Source organism: Cupriavidus sp. R6-3, from assembly GCF_059772245.1.
On sequence record NZ_JCBAJO010000340.1, the window covers coordinates 1 to 3,842 of the forward strand.

Below are 3,842 nucleotides of genomic sequence, written 5' to 3' on the forward strand. Positions count from 1 at the left end.
TGGTATCGCGTGCCGATCTCCGGCGAGGGCGCCCACTGCCTGCGGCTGCGCGGCCTCGCCACGATCGGCGAGGTGTGGCTCGACGACACGCGCGTGCTCGACAGCCGCTCGATGTTCGTCGAACACGAGATCGCACTGACGCTGTCCGGTGCTCACACGCTGACGCTGTGCTTTCGCTCGCTCGAGCGCGCGCTGCGCGGCCGGCGCGGTCCGGTGCGATGGAAGCCGCGGCTGGTGTCGCTGCCGTCGTTGCGGCATGTCCGTACCACGCTGCTCGGCCATATGCCCGGCTGGTGTCCATCGGTACACGCGGTGGGCCCGTGGCGCGAGATCGATCTGCTGCCGATGCCTGCGCCCGCGCGAGCGCTCGACGCCGCCCGCTGTGAAACGATCGCGCGCCTGGACGGCGACGACGGCATCGTATCGGTGCAGGTGCGCGGCGTCGCTGCGCTCGCGCAAGGGTCGCTGACGGTGATCGTCGACGGCCACGAGGCCGCGCTGACATGCCGGCACGACCCGCTACACGACGCGCAGCACGACCCGCAGCACGGTCCACAGCACGGCCCGCAGCACGGCCCACGACACGGCTCACAGCGCGGCCCGCAACACGACCTTGTATGGCACGGCAGCGTACGCGTGCCCCGCGTGCGCAAATGGTGGCCGCACACGCACGGCGAGCCGGTGCTGTACGACGTGATGCTGCGCGCCGGCGCGCAGACGCTGCCGTGTGCGCGCGTCGGCTTCCGGCACGTCGATGTCGACGAGCGCGACGGCGGCTTCGTCGTTCGCGTCAACGGCGTGCCGGTGTTCTGCCGCGGCGCCTGCGTGGCCAGCCTCGATCTGCATGGCCACGCGCCCGATGCGCGGACCTGCGCCGCGTGGCTCGAACAGGCGCGCGACGCCAACATGAACATGATCCGCATCAGCGGCGTGACGTGCTATCAGGGCGAGGCGTTTTACGCGGCCTGCAATGCGATGGGCCTGCTGGTCTGGCAGGACTTCCTGTTTGCCAACTTCGATTATTCGGCCAACGTCGGGCCGAGCGGCGGCATCAACGCAGCGGCCAATGCCGTGACCAATGCCGTGACCAATGCCGGGACTGACGCCGCAACCAACTCCGGGACCAGCGCCCAGGCCGGCTCCGCCGCCGAGCTGCTCGACGACGCACGCCGCGAGGTGCACCAATGGCTGGCCGCGCATGGCCACCATCCGAGCCTGGCCGTGCTGTGCGGCGGCAGCGAGGCGGAACAGCAGGCGGCGATGCTAGGAGCCCCGCGCGAGGCGTGGCGCCAGCCGCTGTTCGACACGGTGATTCCCGACTGCATCGCCGCGCATGGTGTTGCCGTGCCGTATGTCCGCAACTCGCCCAGCGGCGGTGCGTGGCCATTCCAGCCCGATCGCGGCGTCAGCCACTACTACGGCGTCGGCGCCTACCAACGGCCGCTCGACGATGCGCGGCGCGCGCGCGTGCGTTTTGCCGCCGAATGCCTGGCCTTCGCCAACGTGCCATGCGAGCGCACGCTGCGCGAGGCGATGGCCGGCGTCGCGCCGGTGCACGACCCGCGCTGGAAGCGCGCGGTGCCGCGCGATGCCGGTGCGAGCTGGGACTTCGAGGACGTGCGCGACTTCTATCTGCAATCGCTGTACGCCGTCGATCCCGCACGCCTGCGCAGGGAGGATCCGGCGCGCTATCTGCAGTGCTCGCGTGCGGTGGTCGCCGAGCTGATGAGCGAGGTCTTCGCCGAATGGCGCCGCGCGGGCTCCAGCTGCGCCGGAGGACTGGTGTGGCAATGGCAGGACCTGGCCCCGGGCGCCGGCTGGGGCATCGTCGATGCGCTGCGCCGGCCCAAATCCGCCTGGCATGCGCTGCGCCAGGTCTGGCAGCCGCGGCAAGTGCTGCTTACCGACGAAGGGCTGAACGGCGTGCATATGCACCTGATCAACGAGACCGCGGCCCCGCAGCCGATGCGCCTGCAGTTGCGCTGCCTGCGCGACGGACTGACGCCGCTGCTCGACGTGGCACGCGACTTCACGCTGGCGCCGCGCTCGGTGCAATGCGTCAGCGGCGCCGAGCTGGCGAGCGAATTCTTCGACTTCGCCCATGCCTATCGCTTTGGTCCGCGCCTGCATGACGTGGTGCATGCGGCGTGGTTCGACGCCAGTGGCTCGCTCGTCAGCGAAGCCTTCTATCTGCCCGATCGCAGTGCCAACGCGCTCACGCCGCCTGAGCTACATGCGCAGGTCGAGCGCATCGACGGTCAGTGGTGGCTGACGATATCGGCGCGCCGCTTCGCGCGCTGGGTGCAGATCGACGATGCGAACCTGCAACCGGCAAGCGATTACTTCCATCTCGCACCCGGTGCGAGCCGCCGTGTGCTGCTGCGTGCCGACGAGGGAACACGTGATCGGGAGGGGCACGGCAATGAAGGCGGCGGAGAAGGCCTAAACCGTCTGGCGAACACCGCCATCCCGATGGGTGAGATTCGCGCGCTGAACGCGCCTCGTCCACTTGGCTACGGCGCGTAGCGCATCGTCGCGCAAGCCAATCCCCATCACAACGCGCGCAGGCATCGCCGCTGCGCCGTGCCAAAAGGTTGCACCGCTGTAACGCGGCTCCCTCCCGATTCCCACCTACCGAAGGATGAGCAGGTTTCAGCCGTGCGGCTACTGTTGGGCGTCCCACAGATGGAACTTAATGGAAGCACGCAAGCCGCACCGCGTCGCCGTCATGGTCAGCATCGCTGTCTCGTGGTTGTGACGGACGTCGTCGATGGGTCCTGGTGCGAGGCGGGGGAAAAACAGCAACAAAAAGGACAAGAAGGGAGAACAGAAATGATCGGTCAACGTTCGGATTTGCACGTCAACCACCTGCTGGCCTCGCTGCCGCGCAAGGAGTGGGAGACGCTGTCGGGTCATCTGGAGCTGGTGCGGATGCGTGCGGGACAACTGCTCACCGACTCGGGTCAACGCATCCACCATGTGTACTTTCCCACCACGGCGATCGTGTCGATGCTGTCGCTGCTGGAAAACGGCGCGACGGCCGAGATCGCCGCGATCGGCAACGAGGGCCTGGTCGGCATTCCGGTGCTGACCGGCGGCGACACCATGCCGTGCCGCGTCGAGGTGCGCACGCCCGGCTTTGCCTATCGGCTGTCGGCGGGCACGCTGCGCCAGGAGTTCATGCGCTCGCCGACGATCCAGCGCGCCACGCTGCTGTACGTGCAGGCCGTGCTGACGCAGATCGCGCAGACCGCGGTCTGCAATCGCCATCATTCGCTGAACAAGCAGCTGTGCCGCTGGCTGCTGCTCGCGCTCGATCGCATGGCGACCAACGAGTTGGTGATCACGCAGCAGGTCATCGCCAACATGCTCGGCGTGCGCCGCGAGGGCGTGACCGAGGCCGCCGGCAAGCTGGAGGACCTCGGCCTGATCCATCACAGCCGCGGCCATATCACGGTGCTGGATCGTCATGGGCTCGAAGCGCATTCGTGCGAATGCTACAAGCTCGTCAAGCGCGAGTTCGACCGGCTGCTGCCGGCCCTCGCCGAAGCGTGAACTGCGCCAGTGCGTCAGGAGATTGCCGTGGACAGGTTGTCTTTCGCCGGAACGATGCCGGCTCCCAACGTGGTGCCGCAGCGGCCGGCCGGCTATGCGCGTGCGCTGCAGGATCGCGCCGGCCTGCTGGTCGGTGCGACGCTGGCCGGCGCCGCCGTGGCCGGACTGGCCGCGTTGACGGTGCCGCCGCGCTACGAGGCCGCGGCGCTGATCCAGGTCGCGCAGCCTGACGTTGCAGTCGCCGGCGCACCGGGCGCGCCGTCGACTCCCGCGGCCGGCTTCGACGC

General features: G+C 68.8%; 3 protein-coding genes. All 3 read left to right on the plus strand.

The genetic code is table 11. From position 1 onward, the window contains the following. Nucleotides 1-2,526, plus strand: a 2,526-nt coding sequence (locus AC6EI8_RS25110) for a glycoside hydrolase family 2 protein (RefSeq protein ID WP_498383207.1), incomplete at its 5' end; no start/stop codon positions are given. 306 nt (nucleotides 2,527-2,832) lie between these two features. Further along, nucleotides 2,833-3,555 (plus strand): Crp/Fnr family transcriptional regulator, encoded by a 723-nt coding sequence (locus AC6EI8_RS25115; protein WP_006577453.1) that lies wholly within the window; start codon nucleotides 2,833-2,835, stop codon nucleotides 3,553-3,555. Between the two features lie 27 nt (nucleotides 3,556-3,582). Next, nucleotides 3,583-3,842: Wzz/FepE/Etk N-terminal domain-containing protein (locus tag AC6EI8_RS25120; RefSeq protein ID WP_498383209.1), on the plus strand; the 260-nt coding region annotated here is incomplete at its 3' end.

Excerpts from the sequence above, each read along its gene's own strand:
- AC6EI8_RS25115 (WP_006577453.1), top strand. The coding sequence starts at position 2,833 with ATGATCGGTCAACGTTCGGATTTGCACGTCAACCACCTGCTGGCCTCG.